This window comes from Bacteroides sp. CAG:633 (genome assembly GCF_000435115.1).
Classification (GTDB): Bacteria; Bacteroidota; Bacteroidia; order Bacteroidales; family Bacteroidaceae; genus Bacteroides; species Bacteroides ndongoniae.
In genome coordinates this window covers 1-1,224 of record NZ_FR882933.1, presented here as the reverse complement: position 1 = coordinate 1,224, position 1,224 = coordinate 1, and the positions used below count along the sequence as shown (strand labels likewise).

General features: G+C 44.3%; 2 protein-coding genes. One reads left to right on the top strand and one right to left on the bottom strand.

Going from position 1 to position 1,224, the window contains the following annotated elements:
• Positions 1 to 240 precede the first annotated feature (240 nt).
• Positions 241 to 804 (bottom strand): Crp/Fnr family transcriptional regulator, encoded by a 564-nt coding sequence (locus QVP67_RS00010; RefSeq protein ID WP_021928157.1) that lies wholly within the window; start codon positions 802 to 804, stop codon positions 241 to 243.
• 157 nt (positions 805 to 961) lie between these two features.
• Between QVP67_RS00010 and QVP67_RS00005 the strand changes: the two genes are divergently transcribed.
• Positions 962 to 1,224: DMT family transporter (locus QVP67_RS00005; protein WP_288179725.1), on the top strand; the 263-nt coding region annotated here is incomplete at its 3' end.

The window sequence follows — 1,224 nt, the reverse complement described above, 5'->3', positions numbered from 1 at the left end:
AGGCTTCCAAGTGGTAAAAGACCCGAAAGACAAGTCCAAGCTTGCACTTGCCATCAACGGGCAAGTGATTGGAGAGTGGTTCAAGGAGCAGTTTGGCAGGCTGTTCTCATCCGTTAAAAGGACGGTTGAACCGCTTAGGAGAGGCAAGGGCATGGGATTATAAACAATACCAACGGAAAAATAGCAAGTTTGTGTTTGGGGCAGACCAAAACCGCTTGCTATCCTCAGTTGGTTGAAACGTCATTTTATTTGTGCCCGAATCCTACTCAAACTTGCCTGTGTGATGCCTAAATAGGTGGCGATACTTCCTAACGGCAACCGCTGTAACAAATCAGGCTCTTTCTCCAACAACTCGTGATACCGTTCCGAGGCGACGGCTGACAACATGGAAATCAGCCGTTCCTCGGCAGCAAGCAGTTCCATTTCCGCATAACGCCGTCCCCAATTGGCTATGTGCAAATCCTTCAAGAATAACTCTTTCAGTTTTTTCCTTTCCAATACATATAAGACAGAATTTTCCATCAGCTCCATTGTTTCATACCCCGGTTCGTCATTCACATATCCTTTCATGGAAACAATAGTCGCCCCTTCCTTGCCGACCCAAAAGGTAATTTCTTTCCCCTCTACCGAAGTATAGGCGCGGACAATGCCTTTCTTGATGAAAAAGATGTCTTTTTCTATCTTGCCATATTCCAACACTTGGAATCCTTTTGGGTATGAGACTTCCGTCAGGCATTGCCGCAACTTGTCCAAAGACGCATCCGGCATGGCATATCTCTGGTTGATGATTTCCTTTATATCCATAAGTCATTTTGTTGTGGTACAAAATTATAAAATAGCGCACAGAAACAGCTGCTAACGGCTGTTTTTTTGTCAAATGCAAAATCCGTTTTTACCAAATGTAAAAAACGGTTAGAAATTACTTGCTTACTTTTGCACCCGAATTTAATAAATCATAGGTATGAATTGGATAATTTTATTTTTGGCAGGATTGTTTGAGGTAAGCCTTACATTCTGCTTGGGAAAAACGAGAGAGGCATCAGGTATTGGTTTTTATCTGTGGGGAAGCGGTTTCTTGGCTTCCACGGTATTGAGTATGGCATTACTTGCCAAAGCGGTTCAGACTTTGCCTTTGGGCACGGCATACGCCATTTGGACGGGTATCGGAGCGGTCGGCACGGTCTTGATTGGGATATTCGTTTTCAAAGAGCCGGCCACTCCCAT